This window comes from Glutamicibacter sp. BSL13 (assembly GCF_052928425.1).
The window spans coordinates 1-17,558 of record NZ_JAVGCZ010000055.1; the positions used below are offsets into that span (position 1 = coordinate 1).

A 17,558-nucleotide genomic window follows, 5' to 3' on the forward strand; every position below is an offset into this window, starting at 1 on the left:
CATTGCGCTCATTGCGGTCCCCGCGCTCGGAACGGTCCTGGCGCTCACCGCGCTCCTGGCCTTCCTCGCCCTCGGAGCTATCGTCCTGGGAGGAGTCCTGCTGGTCGCGGCGGTTGCGGCCACGGCCATTGCGGTCGTTGCGGTCGTTGCGCTCGGAACGGTCCTGGCGTTCGCCGCGCTCCTGGCCCTCGTCGCTGGCCTCGGTGCCCTGCTCGGCGTCCTGGCTGGCATCGCGGCGGTTGCGCGAACGGGTGTTGCGTCCGCGGCCGCGCTCCTCGCGCTGGGTCGAGTCCTTCTCTGCGTCCTGGGTTTCGCCCTTCTCCCCGCCCTCGGCCTTGGCCGGGGTTTCGGAGGTCTCGGCCGGGGCCTGGGCCTTGGATGAGGCGCGGCGGGTGTTCTTCTTGCGCGGCTCGCCTTCCTCGGCCTTGGCCTCGCCCTGCGGCTCGGGCTGGGCTGCGGTGTCCTGTGCCGGGGCGTCGGCGGTCTCGGAGACCTTGCCCGGGTCGGTGACGCGGCGCGAGCCGCGGCGGGTGGCCGGCTTCTTCTCGGCTGGGGCTTCGGCGCTCTCGGCGGCGGCCTCGGCATCGGCGGCGGGCTTGGTGCTGCGGCGGGTGCGGGTGGCCTTGGCCGGCTGCTGCGCGGCCTCATCGGTCCCGGTCTCGGCGGCCGACTTCGCCGACTCCTTGGCTTCGCGGTCGGCGACCGCGCCGCCGCGCTGGTGCGAGCTGATCGCGGCAACAAGTTCGGCCTTGCGCATGCGCGAACCGCCGGTAATGCCCAACTGGGAGGCCAGCTGCTGCAGCTGAACCATCTTCAGGGATGCCAGTCCGGCGCTCTTGGTGGAAGTCTGGTTGTCCACGCCTTCGGTGAGGCTCGTGGTTTCGGTCACGAATGTTCCTTCTGACTGGTAGGGCGGGTCGGTCTCACCGACCCACTGTGCCTAAATCCGGTGCAGCGCCCCAGACGGAGCCATCTGCTGCACCTGTCAGTCGCGTCACCTTGGCGATGAAACTTTTAAGGTGGGGCGCGATTGATATGGAAAGAGAGATATCACCTCGGCACCAAATGCGGACGCGCTGGGGGATATCAAACTCGGGTGCCGTAAGACAGCAGTAAAGAAACCGGAATGTTTGCGCGAAAACCGCCAGATCGTGCTTCTGGCGTCCTCCGCAACACGGTGGCCACAGGGTCTTCCCTTGGTGAAGGTGTCTAAACTCCCGGCCTGCTATGAGTGCTACAGCACCTCTACTGTAACACCCGTTGACGCAATGGCGGGAATTTCGCAACGCCAGGAACCGGTGGATGTGGCATTAAACGCCTCGATCAGCTGAGCGGCCTGCCCCAGCTGGGTGTTGTCGGCCACCAGCACCAGCACGGTCGGACCGGCGCCGGAGATCACCGCGGCGAGCCCCTCCCCGCGCAGCCGGGCCAGCAGCGCGCTGCTTTCGGGCATCGCCTCGGCCCGGTAGTGCTGGTGCAGGAAGTCCTCGGTGCCGGCCAGCAACTGGGCCGGGTCGGTGGCCAGGGCGTGCACCAGCAGGGCGGCGCGCGCCGAGTTCGCGGCGGCCACCGCGTGCGGGACGGCCTGGGGCAGCACCCCGCGGGCCACCTCGGTGGACAGCCCGGCGTCGGGCACCGCCAGGACCGCGCGCACCGAGCAGTGCACCGGTACCCGGTGCGCGGTGAAGCTGCCCTCGGGGTTCGTCAGCGAGATCGACAGCCCGCCGTAGACGGCCGGGGCCACGTTGTCCGGGTGCCCCTCCCATGCGGCCGCGGCCTGGAACACCACCTCGGTGCCCCCGCGCAGCTCGGCCGGCAGCAGGGCGTCGGCGGCGGCGTAGGCGGCGACGATCGCCGCGGCGGAGGACCCCATCCCGCGGGCGTGCGGGATCCGGTTGACCGCCTCCAATTCGATTCCCACCGGCTGGGCGCCGCGCGCCGCCCAGTATTCGCGGATCTTGCGCACGATCAGGTGGGATTCGTCGCGCGGCAGCTGCCCGGCGCCCTCCCCGGCCAGGGTGACCCGGGTGTGCTTGGCGGTGCGCACGCGCAGTTCGTCACGGAACTCCAGGGCCAGGCCGAAGGAGTCGAAGCCGGGGCCGAGGTTCGCGGAGGTGGCCGGTGGGGCCACGCGCAGGTGCTGGCCCAGGGTGATCGGTGCTGTCATGTGTCCTGCCAGGTCAATGAGCACCGCAGGCCGCCGGGGTGCCGGCGGCCTGCGGGACTGCAGATGGGTGGGTGCGGGTGGTGCCCGCAGGGGTTGGCGCGGAGCCCGGGGCGCGGGGCCCGCGGGGGGCGTGCCGGGCTAGGCCAGGCCCAGGGCCGCGGCGACCTCGACCACGTCGTAGCCGACCTTGGTGGGGGCCACGCCGGAGCCGTCCTGGTTCTTCAGCGCCCAGTCCGGGTCCTTCAGCCCGTGCCCGGTCACCGTGATCACGATGCTCTTGCCGGTCGGGGCGTTGCCGGCCGCGTGGTGCTTGAGCAGCCCGGCCACCCCGGCGGCGGAGGCCGGTTCGACGAACACGCCCTCCCGGGAGGAGAGCCAGCGGTGCGCGGCCAGGATCTGCTCATCGCTCACCGAGTCGATCAGCCCGCCGGACTCGTCGCGGGCCGCCTCGGCCTGCTGCCAGGAGGCGGGATTGCCGATGCGGATCGCGGTGGCGATGGTGTCCGGTTCGGTCACCGGGTGGCCCTTGACGATCGGGGCCGCGCCCTCGGCCTGGAAGCCCCACATGATCGGGCGCTTGGTGGCCACCGCCGGCAGCACCTGCCCGGCCGGGTTGGTGTACGCGGCCGCGTATTCGGTGTAGCCCTTCCAGTACGCGGTGATGTTCCCGGCGTTGCCCACCGGCAGCAGGTGGTAGTCCGGGGCGTCGCCCAGGAAGTCCACGACCTCAAAGGCGCCGGTCTTCTGCCCCTGGATGCGCGCCGGGTTCACGGAGTTGACCAGGAACACCGGGTAGTTTTCGCTCAGCTTGCGCGCCACGTCCAGGCAGTTGTCGAAGTTGCCGTTCACCTGCAGGATCTGCGCGCCGTGGGCGACGGCTTGGGAGAGCTTGCCCATGGCGATCTTCCCGTCGGGCACCAGCACCGCGCACTTCAGCCCGGCCTGGGTGGCGTAGGCGGCGGCGGAGGCCGAGGTGTTGCCGGTGGAGGCGCACACCACGGCCTTCGCCCCGGCGGCAACGGCGGCGGTGATCGCCATGGTCATCCCGCGGTCCTTGAAGGAGCCGGTGGGGTTCATCCCCTCCACCTTCAGGTACACCTGGTTGCCGGTGTGCTCGCTCAGGGCCGGGGCGTGCACCAGCGGGGTGCCGCCCTCGCCCAGGGTGATCACCCGGGTCGCTTCGGTCACCGGCAGGCGGTCGGCGTATTCGCGGATCACTCCGCGCCACTGATGGGCCACGTTAGTTTCCTTCAACTCTCAAAACGGATGTTACGGATGCCACGGTGTCCAGCGCCCCCAGGGCCTGGACGGTGGAGCTCAGCGCCGCCTCGGCGCCCCGGTGGGTGAGGATGCGCAGGTGCGCGCTGCCGTCGTCGGCGGCGGACTGGTTCATCGCCTCGATCGAGACCCCGTGCTCGGCGAACACGGTGGCGATCCTGGCCAGCATCCCGGGCTGGTCGCTGACCGACAGGCCAATCCAGTAGCGGGTGTCGATGTGCGCGAAGTCCACCAGCGTGGCGGGGCTGGTGTGCGAGCTCAGCGGCAGCGGCCCGCCGGAGGCCAGGCGCCGGGCCACGGAGACCACGTCGCCCATAACGGCGCTGGCGGTGGGCGCTCCCCCGGCCCCGGCGCCGTAGAACATCAAGTCCCCGGCGTTCTCGGCCTCGACGAACACCGCGTTGAACGCCCCGCGCACGCTGGCCAGCGGGTGGCTGCGCTCCAGCAGGGCCGGGTGCACGCGGGCGGAGATGCCCGCTTCGGTGCGTTCGGCGATCGCCAGCAGCTTGATCACGTAGCCCGAGGCCTTCGCGTCGGCCACGTCCTGCGCGGTAATCTGGGTGATGCCCTGGCAGTGCACCTGGTCCATGGCCACCTCGGTGTGGAAGGCCAGGGAGGCCAGGATCGCGGCCTTGGCCGCCGCATCGTGCCCCTCCACGTCCGCGGTCGGGTCCGCCTCCGCGTAGCCCAGCTGCTGCGCCTCGGCGAGCACGTCGCCAAACGCGGCGCCGGTGGAATCCATGGCGTCCAGGATGAAGTTCGTGGTGCCGTTGACGATACCCAGCACCTTGGTGATGTGGTCCCCGGCCAGTGAGTCGGCGATCGGGCGCAGGATCGGGATCGCCCCGGCCACCGCGGCCTCGTAGCGCAGCTGCGCGCCGTTCTCGGCGGCCAGCGCGCCCAGCCCGGCCCCCTCGGCGGCGATCAGCGCCTTGTTCCCGGTGATCACCGACGCCCCGCGGCGCAGCGCCCGCTGGATGTAGGTCCCGGCCGGGTCCAGCCCGCCCAGCAGCTCGATGACCACATCGGCCTGGTCGATCAGCGAAGCCGCGTCGGTGGTGAACAGCTCGGCCGGCAGCTGCACGTCGCGCCGGGTCGCGGTGTTGCGCACCGCGATGCCGATCAGTTCCAGCTGCGCACCGCTGCGTGCGGCCAGCTCGGCCGCGTCCTGAAGCAGGATCCGCGCCACCTGGGCGCCGACGGTGCCGCACCCCAGCAGGGCGACCTTCAGGCGCCGGGGGCCGGCGCCGCTGCGTGCAGCGTTCGGGCTGGGCTTGTCGCTCGGGCTGTCCTTAGCGCTCAATTACACTCCCATGTCACGGGCCAACAAATCGGATTCGGTCTCCCTGCGGATGATCAGGCGCGGCGTGCCGTCCTTGATCGCCACCACGGCCGGGCGGGTGAGGTAGTTGTAGTTGCTCGACAGCGCCCAGCAGTACGCCCCGGTGGCCGGCACGGCCAGCAGATCACCGTAGGACACATCCTCGGGCAGGTAGACGTCTCGTACGACTATGTCACCTGACTCGCAGTGTTTCCCAACTACGCGGGAAATAATTGCGTCGCTTTGCGTCACACGGTTGGCCAGCGCCGCGGTGTAGTCCGCGTCGTAGAGCACCGGGCGGGCGTTGTCGCTCATCCCCCCGTTGACCGAGATGTAGCGCCGGGTGGCGGTGCCGCCCTCGGGCAGGTCCACGCTCACGTCCTTGCGCACCCCGGTCTCGTACAGCGTGAAGGTCGAGGGCCCGGCGATCGCCCGGCCCGGCTCGATGGAGATCCGCGGCACCTGGAGCCCCAGTTCCTCCGCCGCCTGGCCGACCACCACGGCCAGCTCATCGGCGATCTGCTGCGGGGTGGAGGGGTCATCGGCCTGGGTGTAGGCGATCCCGTAGCCGCCGCCCAGGTCCAGTTCCGGCAGCACCACGTCGTAGCGCGCCTTCGCCTCTGCGATCACCGCCAGCATCGTGCGCGCGGCCACCGCGAAGCCCTCGGCCTCGAAGATCTGCGACCCGATGTGGGCGTGCAGGCCCAGCAGGTTGATCCACTCGTGCTTGGCCGCGTACCCGATCGCGGTCAGCGCCGCGGAGGTGCCCGAGGCGCCGGGCTGGATCGACAGGCCGAACTTCTGGTCCTCGTGGGCGGTGGCAATGTATTCGTGGGTGGAGGCGTGCACCCCGGGGGTCAGGCGCAGCATCACGTTGGCCCTGGTGCCCGAGTTCAGCGCCAGCGCGGCCACCCGCTCCAGCTCGTCGAGCGAATCCACCACGATGCGCCCCACGCCCAGTTCGATGGCCCGGGCGATCTCCCCCACCGACTTGTTGTTCCCGTGCAGCGACAGGTTCTGCGCCGGCACCCCGGCGTGCTGGGCGACCAGCAGTTCCCCGCCGGAGCAGGTGTCCAGGCGCAGGCCCTCCTCGGTCACCCAGCGGGCCACCTCGGTGCACAGGAACGCCTTGCCGGCGTAGTAGACGTCCACCCCGCCGCACAGCCGGTCAAACGCGTTGTCAAAGGCGCGCTTGAACTCGGCCGCGCGGGCGCGGAAGTCCTCCTCGTCCAGCACGAACAGCGGGGTGCCGAACTCGCGGGCCAGGTCGGTGACCTTCACCCCCTGCACGGTCAGCTCGCCGTCCGAGTCGCGGCCCACCCCGTGCGGCCATTCGCGCTCACGCAGCTGGTTGACGTCCTGGGGGTAGCCCAGCCATTCGGGGGCCAGTGGGGATTGGCTCATTGCTACATCCTTTCGGGGGCGGTCACGCCCAGCAGGCGCAGGCCGTTGGCCAGCACCGTGGTGGTCGCATCGTTCAGCCACACGCGGGTGGTGTGCACCGGCTCGATCGCGCCGTCGCCGATCGGGGTGACGCGGCAGGCGCCGTACCAGGAGTGGTAGGCCCCGGCCACCTGCTCCAGGTAGCGGGCGATGCGGTGCGGTTCGCGCAGCTGCGCAGCGGAGGCCACCACGGAGGGGAACTGCCCCAGCAGCGCCAGCAGCTCGTTTTCGCTTCGATGGGTCAGCAGGGAGGCGTCAAAGCCCTGCGCGGTGCGCTCCACGCCCTTTTCCGCGGCGGTGCGCGCCGCGGCGCGGGAGCGGGCGTGGGCGTACTGCACGTAGAACACCGGGTTGTCGTTCGTGTTCTTCTTCAGCTGCTCCGGGTCCAGCGCGATCGGCGAATCGGCCGGGTAGCGGGCCAGCGAGTAGCGCAGCGCGTCGGCGCCCAGCCAGTTGATCAGGTCGCGCAGCTCGATGATGTTCCCGGCGCGCTTGGACAGCTTCGCCCCGTTGACGCTGATCAGCTGCCCGATCAGCACCTCAATGTTCTTCTCCTTGTCATCCCCCGCGCAGGCGGCGATGGCCTTCAGGCGGTTCACGTACCCGTGGTGGTCGGCGCCCAGCAGGTAGATCTTCTCGATGAACCCGCGGTCCTTCTTGGACAGGTAGTAGGCGGCGTCGGCCGCGAAGTAGGTCGGCTCCCCGTTCGCGCGGATCAGCACGCGGTCCTTGTCGTCCCCGAAGTCTGTGGTGCGCAGCCACACCGCACCGTCCTGGTCGAAGATGTGCCCCTGTTCGCGCAGCCGGGCCACCGCGTCGGCCACCGCCCCGGCCTCATGCAGCTTCGCCTCGGAGAAGAACACGTCGAAGCTGACCCCGAAGTCCTGCAGGGTGGACTTGATGTCGGCCATCTGCGCGGCGTAGGCCAGTTCGCGGATCTGCGGCAGCGCCGCACCCAGTTCGGCCTCGGCCAGTTCCGGGGCCTGGGCGAGCACGACGTCGGCCAGCTCCTTGATGTATTCGCCCGGGTAGCCGCCCTCGGGCACCGGCAGGCCGTGCATCCGGTTGTAGACGCTGGTGGCGAACACGTTCATCTGGTTGCCGGCGTCGTTGATGTAGTACTCGCTGGTCACCTGCGCCCCCGAGGCGCGCAGCACGCGGGCGATCGCATCGCCCAGCGCCGCCCAGCGGGTGTGCCCGATGTGCAGCGGGCCGGTGGGGTTCGCCGAGACGAACTCCATGTTGACCACGTGCCCGGTCAGCGCCTGGTTCTGCCCGTAGGCTTCGCCCGCCTGCACGATGGAGCGGGCCAGCTCCCCGGCGGCGGCCGCATCCAGGGTGATGTTCAAGAAGCCGGGGCCGGCTATGTCCACCGCCCCGATCCCGGGAACCTGGCGCAGCCGCTCGGCCAGGATGGTGGCGAAGTCACGCGGGGCCATGCCGGCCTTCTTGCCCAGCTGCAGGGCAATGTTCGTCGCCCAGTCGCCGTGCTCGCGGCTCTTGGGTCGGTCAACACGCACGGTGTCGGGGATATCGACCGAAATGTCCCCATCGGCGACGGCCTGGGTCAGGCATGCGGATATGGCAGCGGAGAGTTCTTCTGGAGTCACCCTTAAACAATAACGGTTCGGCCACGCTTGGCGCCCGCTCGTGACGTGCCCGGACACAGGAAAGCCGGTGCCAGGGCTGTTCGGTTGATCACCGCGGGCGTCGATTTGCGCAACCGGTGCCCCAACCTGATAAGCTCAACCCTGTCGCCAACGCGATTCGCCCTCGTAGCTCAGTGGATAGAGCGTCTGTCTCCGGAACAGAAGGCCGAAGGTTCGATTCCTTTCGAGGGCACCAACGACAAGACCCGCACCAGTTCTGGTGCGGGTCTTGTTTTTCTTCCCACCCCCGGTTTCGCACCCAGGTGCGGGCTGAAGCACCCAGTGGCGGCAGGCTAAACCGAGAATCGACGCTGCCTTTGGATCGATGCTGCCCCTAGGTTCGAAGGCGGCACGGCCCCGGCCGGATACCAGCTGGCACCGCACCAGCACCGGAAGGGTTACCCCCATGGACCTGCAGGGTGAGGATCGGGCAGAACGCCGTCATCGCCGTCGGGGCCGTGCTCACCGCTGGCGTGCCGGAAAACGCGGTGGCGGCCGGGGTCTCGGCCCGGGTGGTGCGCCACCTGCACGAGGATGCCTAGCCCCACGGCTTAACCGGCGCAGGCCGCGGCCCCACCTCGCAAAGGAGGGTGGGGCCGCGGCCTGCGGGGTTGGTGCCGCTAGGGCAGCAAGCGCCGGCTACTGCAGCATGGTGCGGTCATCGAGCTGCGCGCCCTTGATCTTCTCGAACTCGCCGAGCAGGTCCTTGACGGTCATCGCCGACTTTTCCTGCTGGTTCAAATCCAGGATGATCTGCCCGTCGTGCATCATGATCAGCCGGGTGCCCAGCTGCAGCGCCTGCTCCATGTTGTGGGTGACCATCAGCGTGGTCAGCCGGTGGCGCTGGACGATGTCGTTGGTCAGCCGGGAGACCAGCGCCGCGCGCTGCGGGTCCAGCGCCGCGGTGTGCTCGTCGAGCAGCAGGATCTTCGGTTCGGAGAACGTGGCCATCAGCAGGCTCAGCGCCTGGCGCTGCCCGCCGGAAAGCAGGCCCACCTTCGTCTTCAGCCGGTGCTCCAGCCCCAGTTCCAGGCTCGCCAGCTCACGGGCGAACAGTTCGCGCTTCTTCGGGGTCACCCCCAGGCCCAGCCCGCGGAACTTCCCGCGCGCCCAGGCCAGGGACATGTTCTCCTCGATCGTCATGGTCGGGGCGGTGCCGGCCATCGGGTCCTGGAAGACCCGCCCGATGTACCGGGCGCGGGCGAAGTCGGCCATCCGGGTGACGTTCTTCCCGTCGATGCTCACCGTGCCCACATCGGGCTGCAGCTTGCCGGCGACCATGTTCAGCACCGTGGACTTGCCGGCGCCGTTCGAGCCGATCACGGTCACGAACTCCCCGGCGTCCAGGCTCAGGTTGATGTTGCGCAGCGCCTTGCGTTCATTCACGGTGCCCGGGAAGAACGTGCGCGACAGGTTGGTGATCTCAAGCATTGGCGCTGACCTCTTCTTCCTTGGAGGATTCAACGATCTGGTCGCGTTCGGGGCGCTTGACGGCCTTGACCAGCTTCTGGAAGCCCTTCCACTTGGGCAGCAGCAGCGCGGCCACCACCAGCACCGCGGAGATCAGCTTCATGTCGTTGACCTCCATGCCGGCGCTGAGCGCCAGCTGGATCACCAGGCGGTAGATCACCGCGCCGAAGACGACGGCCAGCGCCGCCAGCCAGATCCAGCGCTGGGAGAAGATCGCCTGGCCCACGATCACCGAGGCCAGGCCGATCAGGATCAACCCGATGCCCATGCCGATGTCGGCGAAGCCCTGGAACTGGGCGATCAGTGCACCGGAGAGCCCGACCATACCGTTGGAGAGCGCCAGGCCCAGGATCTTCTGGTTGTCGGTGCTCACCCCGAAGGAGCGGATCATTTCCTCGTTGTCACCCGTGGCGCGCATCGCCATGCCCAGCTGGGTGTGCAGGAACCACACCACGATCGCGACCGCGACCAGGCAGCCGGCGAACATCAGCGCCACCGAGGTCCAGGTGCCCAGGATCCCGGCCTGGCGCAGCGGGCTGATCAGGGTGTCCTGCCCCAGCAGCGGCACATTCGCCTTGCCCATGATGCGCAGGTTGATCGAATACAGGGCGATCATCGTGAGGATACCGGCCAGCAGCCCGTCGATCTTGCCCTTGGTGTGCAGCAGGCCGGTGATGACCCCGGCCACGGCCCCGGCCAGGAACGCCAGCGCGGTGGCCAGCAGCGGGTTCATCCCGTTGACGATGCCGATCGAGGCCGTCGCGGCCCCGGTGGTGAATGACCCGTCGACCGTCAGGTCCGGGAAATCCAGGATGCGGAAGGTGAGGTAGACCCCTAGTGCCATCACGGCATATATCAGGCCAAGTTCAACCGCTGTGATCATTTTTGGATCCTTGAGTTGTGAGAAGTTGGTGCCCATGACGAAGGCGAGGCAACACCTGCCCTCGCCTCGCCTTCGCCCTGGATGGTTGCCGGTTTAGTAGACTTCAGCGGCCTTGTCGACCAGTTCCTGCGGGAACTGCATGTCGATCTTCTTCGCCGCCTCTTCGTTCAGGTAGAGGTCCACGTCCTGCAGGGTTTCCACCGGCAGGGTCTTGGCCTCGGCCTCACCCTTGAGCAGCTTCACGGCCATGGCCGCGGTCTGCTCGCCCAGCTTCTCGTAGTTGATGCCGTAGGTGGCGGTCGCGCCGCGCTTGACCGATTCGCCGTCAGCGGCGATGACCGGGACCTTCTTGTTGTTCGCGGTCTGCAGCAGGCCCTCCAGCGCGGAAACCACCGCGTTGTCGGTCGGCACGTAGAAGGCGTCAACGTCCAGCGAGTTCGCCGACTGCTGCACCTCGCTGGAGGCGGAGATCGCCGACTCCTTGATCTCCAGGCCCAGCTTCTGCGCCGCTTCCTTCGCCCACTTCACCTGGACCACGGAGTTCGCCTCACCCGAGGAGTAGACGATGCCCACGGTCTTGGCGTCCGGGGCCAGTTCCTTCAGCAGTGCCAGCTGCTCGTCGACCGGGTTCTTGTCCGAGGTGCCGGTCACGTTCGCGCCCGGTTCCTCATTGGACTGCACCAGTTTGGCATCCACCGGGTCGGTGACCGCGGAGAAGACCACCGGGATGTTGGTGACCGCCTGGGCGGCGGCCTGCGCGGTCGGGGTGGCCACGGCCAGCACCAGGTCCATGTCCGAATCCGAGGCGAACTTGCCCACGATGGAGGTGTTGGTGGCCTGGTCGCCCTGCGCGTTGTTGTCGTCGTACTGGACCTTATCGCCCTCGTAGCCGGCGTCGGCCATGCCCTTCTTGAAGCCGCTGACCACCGCGTCCAGGGACGGGTGCGAGGTAATCTGCGAGATGCCGATCTTGACGGTTTCGCCCTCGGCGGGCGCGTCGCCGCTGCCTCCCCCATTGCTGCCGCAGGCGGTCAGCGCGAGCGCACCGGTTGCCGCCAGCGCGGCGAATTTCATGGCCGTGAAGCGTTTCATCGTCTTCCTTTCGAAGTCCCCTATGCGAGTGAGTGCTCCCCACCACGAGCTGGCACGGATGGCGCCGGGGTCCGGGACCGCTACCGCCGGCGTCCTTGCCACGTGATGACGATTACCCATGATCTTACATGTGAAAGAACTCACTTCGCCCACGGCTTTGCGCCTGTCGTAGACACTTTTTATTCGATGCACCGGATTTCGTCGAACTTTTCCGCCCATTCCCGCTCCCGCTGGCCGATACGTACATCGGGCCCGGGCGCGGGCGGGGCACCCGTGGACGAAATGCATATTTGACTTTGCCGCGCTGTGATTTGGGGCAACACCGCGCAGGTCCGGTTCCCCGCGCCGATCCCGCAGGCGCCGCCCGCAAAACCGGCGGCTTCGCGGTTTGCCGGGCCGCCGCCCTAGAATTGGCAGTATCATGGCGCTACAGATCTCATATCCCGACGCACTGCCCGTCTCGGCCCGCCGCGAGGACATCCTCGACGCGGTGCGCAACAACCAGGTCGTGATCATCGCCGGCGAAACCGGTTCGGGAAAAACCACCCAGCTGCCCAAGATGCTGCTGGAGCTGGGCCTGGCCGAACGCGGGATGATCGGGCACACCCAGCCCCGCCGCCTGGCAGCACGCACCGTGGCCGAACGCATCGCCGAGGAGCTGGGCACCAAGATCGGCGACGAGGTCGGCTTCCACGTGCGCTTCACCGGCGAGGTGTCCCGGCGCACCCAGCTGAAGGTGATGACCGACGGCATCCTGCTGGCCGAGATCCAGCGCGACAAGCTGCTGAAGAAATACTCGGCGATCATCATCGACGAGGCGCACGAACGCAGCCTGAACATCGACTTCCTGCTCGGGTACCTGAAGCAGATCATGCCCCGGCGCCCGGATCTGAAGATCATCATCACCTCGGCGACCATCGACCCCGAACGCTTCGCTGCCCACTTTGGGCGCACCCTGCCCGACGGGCAGACCGAACCGGCCCCGATCCTGGAGGTCTCCGGACGCACCTACCCCGTGGAGATCCGCTACCGGCCGCTGGACGAGCCGCTCGGGGACGAGGCGGAGGAGGACGCCAACGGCGACTCGCTGGAAGATGACCGCGACCCGCTGGACGCGGTCACCGAGGCGGTGCGCGAACTGTCCCGGGAGGAACCCGGGGACATCCTGATCTTCTTCTCCGGCGAACGCGAAATCCGCGACGCCGCCGACGCGCTGCGCACCCTGGTGGCCGGCAACCGGCGCCTGCCGCGCTATGAGATCCTGCCGCTGTTCGCCCGCCTGTCCCTGGCCGAGCAGCACAAGGTCTTCCACCCCGGCCCCACCCCGCGCCTCATCCTGGCCACGAACGTGGCCGAAACCTCGCTGACCGTGCCGGGCATCAAGTACGTGATCGACACCGGCACCGCGCGCATCTCCCGCTACTCGCACCGCACCAAGGTCCAGCGCCTGCCCATCGAACGGGTCTCCCAGGCCAGCGCGAACCAGCGCTCGGGGCGCTGCGGGCGCGTCTCGGAGGGCATCGCCATCCGGCTCTACTCCCAGCAGGACTACGAGGCACGCCCCGAATTCACCGACCCGGAGATCCGGCGCACCAACCTGGCCAGCGTGATCCTGCAGATGATCTCCCTGGGCGTGGTGGGCTCCGCCGGCCAGGTGGCCAGCTTCCCGTTCGTCCAGCCCCCGGAGATGCGCGCCATCACCGACGGGGTGAACCTGCTGCGCGAACTGGGCGCCCTGTCCAGCGACAAGGCCGCCCAGGTCACCGACATCGGGCGCCAGCTGGCCCAGCTGCCGCTGGATGTGCGCCTGGGGCGGATGATCGTGGAGGGGGCCCGGCGCGGGGTTGCCAAGGAGCTGATGGTGCTCACCGCGGCGCTGAGCATCCAGGACCCGCGCGAACGGCCCAGCCAGGAAACCGGGCAGCGCGAACGCGCCGCGGAACTGCACCGGCGCTTCACCGACGAGAAGTCCGACTTCATCGCCCTGCTGAACCTGTGGGCCTACCTGCAGGAAAAGCAGAAGGAGCTCTCCTCCTCCGCGTTCCGCCGCCTGTGCAAGGCCGAGCACATCAACTACCTGCGGGTGCGCGAATGGCAGGACCTGTTCACCCAGCTACGCCAGCTGGCCAAGCCGCTGGGGATCAGCGTGGCCGCCGAACCGATCAACCCGGCCGCCAACGAGGACACCGTGCACATGAGCCTGCTGGCCGGGCTGCTCTCCCACATCGGGATGTACGACGAACGCAAGCGCGACTACACCGGGGCGCGCGGCACCCGTTTTGCGATCTTCCCCGGCTCCGGGCTGTTCAAGAAGTCCCCCAGCTGGGTGATGGCCGCCGAGCTGGTGGAAACCTCCCGGCTCTGGGCCCGGGTCAACGCGGCGATCAACCCCGAATGGGTGGAGCAGGTCGCCCCGCACCTGCTCAAGCACAGCTACTCCGAACCGCACTGGTCCAAGCGCAACGGCGCGGTGCTCGGCTATGAGAAGGTCACCCTGTTCGGGCTGCCGGTCATCGCCCAGCGCCGCATCCAATACTGGCGGGTGGACGCCGAGCTGGCCCGGGACCTGTTCATCCGCCACGCCCTGGTGGAGGGCGACTGGCGCACCCACCACAAGTTCTTCGCCCGCAACCGCCAGGTGCTCCAGGAGATCGACGAACTGGAAACCCGCCTGCGCCGGCGCGACCTGCGGGTCTCGGACGAGGACCTGTTCGACTTCTACGACGCGCGCATCCCCGCCTCGGTCGTCTCCGAGCGCCACTTCGACCGCTGGTGGAAGAAGGCCCGCACCACCGACCCGACACTGCTGGACTTCGATCCCGAGGCGCTGATCGAGGCCGACGCCGAGCAGCTGGATGACGCCGCCTTCCCCACCACCTGGCGCCACGGGTCCATCGAGCTGCCGCTGAAGTACGCGTACAATCCGGCCGCCCGGGCCGGGGAGGGCGACGGGGTGAGCCTGCAGGTGCCGGTGGTGTTCCTGAACCAGCTGGACCCTGCCCGCTTCCAGTGGCTGATCCCGGGGCTGCGCCACGAGCTGATCACCGCGCTGATCCGCTCCATGCCCAAGAACGTGCGCAAGAACTTCGTGCCCGCCCCCGACGTCGCCGGCCAGGCGCTGGAAAGGCTGGATGCCGAGTTCGATCCGGCCCACGATGACCTGGCCACCTCCCTGGCCCTGGTGCTGCGCCGGCTGCGCGGGGTCGTGGTGGATCCGGCCGTGTTCGACTTCGCCGCGCTGCCCGAGCACCTGCGCTTCGGCTTTGAGGTGCTGGACGCCAACGGCAAGGTCCTGGGCCAGGGCGATGACCTGCCCACCCTGCAACACCGGCTGGCCGCCGCCAACCGCCAGGCCCTGGCCGCCCAGGTCAACTCCCCCACCCCGGCCCCGACCCCGGGCAAGCCCGGCACCCCGGCCGCCGGCCCGCGCTCCGGCGCGAAGAAGGCCAAGGGCCCGGCCAAGGCCGCCCAGCAGTCCGGCGCCGGCGGCGGCTGGGAGCAGGCCGGGCTGAAGACCTGGCCGAACCTGCCCGGCGAGCACACCGCGCTGCCGCAGCAGGTAAGCACCACCGTGATGGGGCAGCAGATCACCGCCTACCCGGGGCTGGCCGACGAGGGCAGCTCCGTGCGCCTGGGCGTGTTCCGCACCGCCGCCGAACGCGACGCCGCCCACCGCGGCGGCATCATCCGGCTGCTGATGCTGCGCCTGCCCCCGGCCACCAAATTCGTGCTCGGGCACCTGAACAACACCGAGAAACTGGTGTTCACCCAAAGCCCGCACGGCTCCATCGAGGAACTGATCGCCGACTGCACCATGGCCGCCGTGGACAAGCTCGTCCCCGAACAGTTGCCTATGGACGCCGCCGCCTTCGAAGCGCTCTTCCACAGTGTGCGCGCCGAACAGATCGACACCGTCTTTTCGATCACCGCGGTCATCGCCAAGGTCTTCACCAGCTACACCCGGATCACCAAGCAGCTCAAATCCAGCAACTCACTGGCGCTCTACCAGGCCGTCAGCGACATCCGCTCCCAGCTGGAGCAGCTGATCTACCCCGGCTTCATCGCGGTGACCGGGGCGATGAACCTGCTGCGCCTGCCGCGCTACCTGCAGGGCATCGAACGCCGGCTGGAGAAGCTCACCTCCGGCGCCGTGCAGCGCGACGCCCAGGCGATCACGGTGATCCAGAAACTGGAGGACGAGTACGACGCGGCCCTGGAAAAGGTCCCCGCCGGCGCCGCGGTCCCCCACACCCTGCGCCAGGTGAAGTGGATGCTGGAGGAAATGCGCATCTCGCTGTTCGCCCAGGAACTGGGCACTGCCTACTCGGTCAGCGAAAAGCGCATCCGCAAGGCCATCGCCGAAGGACTTGCCGCGCTCTAACCGCATTCCCGCACCCGGTCCGGGTTTGGCCCGCAGGGCTGGTCCCGGGGTGGGGTGTTGTGGGCCAGCCACCGGTGGTGGCTGGCCCACTGGTGTTTCCGGCCGGTGTTTCCCGGTTGGTGTTTCCCGGTGGGTGTTTCCGGCCGGTGGTCCCCGAAAGAATTTTGGGGGTTCGTGGGTTATCCCCATCCCGCCGGGCCTGGGCGGGGTGCCCAAGTTTGGTGGGTGATGGTAGGTGGCATGAATCAGGTTTCCCTGGCCACGGCCCTTGAGGTGGTACGCCACCGGGTGCGGCACAACGGTGCGGCACTAGATGGCACGGTGCTGCGTGAAATCCAGGAACTGTGTACCGGCCTGTTCACCGACCTGGCCGGACTGGTGGGGGCCACCCACCGGGCACCGGTCGCGTTGGGTGGGGCCAGCTGGGTCGAAGAGCACTACCGGGCGGTGATCCGCGCTCAACTGGCCGCGATCGCCGCGTTGGAAGCCACCGGGGCCCACCGGCTGGAAGTGGGCGAGTATGACCGGTTGCGGCAGAACCCGGCCGACACCCAGGGCCCGGTGCTGTACGCGACCGGGCGGGCGGTGTACAAGGACACCACCGCGTTGCTGGAGTCCTGGGTCGGGATCAACTATTTCGAGGCCCGTACCCGGGTGGAGGACACCCACCGGGTCCAGGCCCGACGCAACAGTGCTGGGCAAGGCGCTGGCCCACGGTTTGAGCGGCTGGCTGGTTTGTTCCAGGATCCGGGTCGGGACCCGCGCCCGGTGCGGGACGCGGCCCGCCGGTTGGAGGCGTTGGAACCACCCGTGGTGGGGCAGGAACTGTCCGGGGTGTTGCCAGGAGTCGCAGCCAGGGCCGGGGATGGGCGGTTGTTGGAGGAGCACGCCACCGAGATCCTGGTGGAGCATGACCCGGTGACCGCGGCGAAGCGGTTGACGGGGTTGTGTACCGGGTATCGGAAGGCGAATGAGTCGGTGGCTAAACCGGAGGTCGGGATTTTCCGTCGGGCGACCGTGTTGGGGGTGGATCAGTATTTGATCCGGGTGGAGGGGCTGGATGCGGAGTTGCTGCGTTCAGCGATCGCGCAGGCCGATAATCCACGTACCCAGGCCGGGGCCGCGGCCCGGAGCCTGTCCCGGTCCGGCAAGCCCGGACCCCAGGACAACACCCAGGACAGCACCCTCTCTGGGGAAACGACCGGTGCTGGCCGTGGTGGGGACCAGGGCTGTGCTGGTGAAGAGAGTGGGCAGGTTCCGGCGTGGCTGGTCACGGATCAGCCGCCACCACCCTGGGCGATCGACCCCGACACGGAACCAGGGATTGCCGACACGGAACCAGGGAATACCGACACGGAACCAGGGAATACCGACACGGAATCAGGGAATGCTGCTGAAGCCGTCCCGGCTGTCGATTCAGACGTCGGGTCAGGGGCTGCCGGTCCCGGGACTGTGTCACCGCACAGCGGTGTTTCCGCAGCCGATCGGCCGGGTACCGGTACTGGTCGCGGAACGGCGTGTCCTGCCAGCACCCCGACCCCGCAGGGATTCACCCAGCCCCTGACCGAGCAGGACGAAGCCGACCCAAACCCGATCGGGACAGGCGCGGCTCAGCAAGACAGCGCTGAGGGTCCTGGCCCGGATCGTGTTGAGGGGGTGGAGGCTGCGGTGCCGCGGCGCAGGCTGCAGGCCCTGCTGGATTTGATGCGGGCCCGGGTCACCGGGGCCGGGGCGTTGAAGACCATCGCCCCGCAGGTCGTGGTGTACATGCAGTTGCAGGACCTGATGGACCTGGCCGAAGGCCATGGCATCACCAGCCGCGGGGTCACCGCCCACGGGGTGGAGCTCGACGCCGGCCAGCTGCGTCAGGCGTT

At 68.7% G+C, this 17,558-nt stretch carries 12 protein-coding genes and 1 tRNA gene; 4 read left to right on the forward strand and 9 right to left on the reverse strand.

What is annotated here, in order from left to right; translation table 11 throughout:
- From RCJ92_RS10390 to argS, 6 genes are all read right to left on the reverse strand, one after another.
- The coding region (locus RCJ92_RS10390) for a Rho termination factor N-terminal domain-containing protein (RefSeq protein WP_446754506.1) at window positions 1-889 on the reverse strand (889 nt) is incomplete at its 3' end.
- Between the two features lie 345 nt (window positions 890-1,234).
- Window positions 1,235-2,167 carry a homoserine kinase gene (gene thrB / locus RCJ92_RS10395; RefSeq protein ID WP_446754507.1) on the reverse strand — a complete coding sequence of 311 codons (933 nt, stop codon included), beginning with the start codon at window positions 2,165-2,167 and terminating at the stop codon, window positions 1,235-1,237.
- A 138-nt stretch (window positions 2,168-2,305) separates the two neighbouring features.
- A complete protein-coding gene (gene thrC, locus RCJ92_RS10400) occupies window positions 2,306-3,406 on the reverse strand; it encodes a threonine synthase (RefSeq protein ID WP_446754508.1) in 1,101 nt (366 codons plus the stop codon).
- Window position 3,407: 1 nt separating this feature from the next.
- A complete protein-coding gene (locus RCJ92_RS10405) occupies window positions 3,408-4,676 on the reverse strand; it encodes a homoserine dehydrogenase (protein WP_446754513.1) in 1,269 nt (422 codons plus the stop codon).
- A 72-nt stretch (window positions 4,677-4,748) separates the two neighbouring features.
- Window positions 4,749-6,170 (reverse strand): diaminopimelate decarboxylase, encoded by a 1,422-nt coding sequence (lysA, locus tag RCJ92_RS10410; protein ID WP_138925956.1) that lies wholly within the window; start codon window positions 6,168-6,170, stop codon window positions 4,749-4,751.
- Window positions 6,171-6,172: 2 nt separating this feature from the next.
- Window positions 6,173-7,819, reverse strand: a complete 1,647-nt coding sequence (gene argS / locus RCJ92_RS10415; RefSeq protein ID WP_343833805.1) for an arginine--tRNA ligase — start codon at window positions 7,817-7,819, stop codon at window positions 6,173-6,175.
- A gap of 159 nt (window positions 7,820-7,978) precedes the next feature.
- On the opposite strand from argS, the gene RCJ92_RS10420 reads away from it, so the two are divergent.
- Window positions 7,979-8,054 (forward strand) — tRNA-Arg (locus RCJ92_RS10420).
- A gap of 223 nt (window positions 8,055-8,277) precedes the next feature.
- Window positions 8,278-8,400 (forward strand): hypothetical protein, encoded by a 123-nt coding sequence (locus tag RCJ92_RS10425; RefSeq protein ID WP_446754509.1) that lies wholly within the window; start codon window positions 8,278-8,280, stop codon window positions 8,398-8,400.
- Window positions 8,401-8,497: 97 nt separating this feature from the next.
- On the opposite strand, the gene RCJ92_RS10430 is transcribed toward RCJ92_RS10425, so the two are convergent.
- The 3 genes from RCJ92_RS10430 to RCJ92_RS10440 all read right to left on the reverse strand — a co-directional run bounded on the left by RCJ92_RS10430 (window position 8,498) and on the right by RCJ92_RS10440 (window position 11,303).
- Window positions 8,498-9,289, reverse strand: coding sequence for an ABC transporter ATP-binding protein (locus RCJ92_RS10430; RefSeq protein WP_138925955.1), 792 nt, complete (start codon window positions 9,287-9,289; stop codon window positions 8,498-8,500).
- Window positions 9,282-10,211 (reverse strand): ABC transporter permease, encoded by a 930-nt coding sequence (locus RCJ92_RS10435; protein WP_446754510.1) that lies wholly within the window; start codon window positions 10,209-10,211, stop codon window positions 9,282-9,284. The genes RCJ92_RS10430 and RCJ92_RS10435 overlap by 8 nt, the downstream gene beginning before the upstream one ends.
- Before the next feature lie 93 nt (window positions 10,212-10,304).
- A complete protein-coding gene (locus tag RCJ92_RS10440) occupies window positions 10,305-11,303 on the reverse strand; it encodes an ABC transporter substrate-binding protein (RefSeq protein WP_138172990.1) in 999 nt (332 codons plus the stop codon).
- A 421-nt stretch (window positions 11,304-11,724) separates the two neighbouring features.
- On the opposite strand from RCJ92_RS10440, the gene hrpA reads away from it, so the two are divergent.
- Together hrpA and RCJ92_RS10450 are read left to right on the forward strand one after the other, a co-directional pair.
- On the forward strand, window positions 11,725-15,684 hold the full coding sequence (gene hrpA / locus RCJ92_RS10445) for an ATP-dependent RNA helicase HrpA (protein ID WP_446754511.1): 3,960 nt from the start codon (window positions 11,725-11,727) through the stop codon (window positions 15,682-15,684).
- A gap of 240 nt (window positions 15,685-15,924) precedes the next feature.
- Window positions 15,925-17,558, forward strand: a 1,634-nt coding sequence (locus RCJ92_RS10450; RefSeq protein ID WP_446754512.1) for a hypothetical protein, incomplete at its 3' end; no start/stop codon positions are given.